Source organism: Paenibacillus sp. 1-18 (genome assembly GCF_000520755.1).
GTDB classification, from domain to species: domain Bacteria; phylum Bacillota; class Bacilli; order Paenibacillales; family Paenibacillaceae; genus Paenibacillus; species Paenibacillus brasilensis.
Genome location: NZ_ASSB01000255.1, coordinates 1 through 445, shown reverse-complemented (window position 1 = coordinate 445; position 445 = coordinate 1). Strand labels below are relative to the sequence as shown.

Annotated in this window: 1 protein-coding gene; it reads left to right on the top strand. The window is 58.2% G+C overall.

Annotated elements, in window-relative coordinates; genetic code table 11:
• The coding region (locus L693_RS28210) for an AMP-binding protein (RefSeq protein ID WP_155983855.1) at positions 1-445 on the top strand (445 nt) is incomplete at both ends.

Genomic DNA, 445 nt, shown 5'->3' with positions numbered 1-445 from the left:
GGATAAAACGATCCATCAGATGTTCGAGGAGCAAGCAGAGCGGACGCCGGAGCATACGGCGATTGTGTTCGGGGAAAGCCGACTCACGTACCGCGAACTGAACGAGCGGGCAAACCGTTTGGCCCGCACGCTGCGGAATCAGGGCGTACAGGCGGATCAACGCGTCGGCTTGATGGCTGAGCGTTCACTGGACATGATGGTGGGTATGTTCGCCATATTAAAAGCTGGCGGAGCTTACGTGCCAATTGATCCGGACTACCCGGAAGAGCGTATTCGCTACATGCTGGAGGATTCGGGGGCGAAGCTGCTCCTGCTGCAAAGTCATTTGCAGGATCGCATCCGCTTCGAGGGCCAGATTTTGAAGCTGGACGAGGCGCAGGCGTATGTTCAGGACGACTCGAATCTGGCGCCGGTCGCCGGACCTCGGGACATGGCGTATGTCATC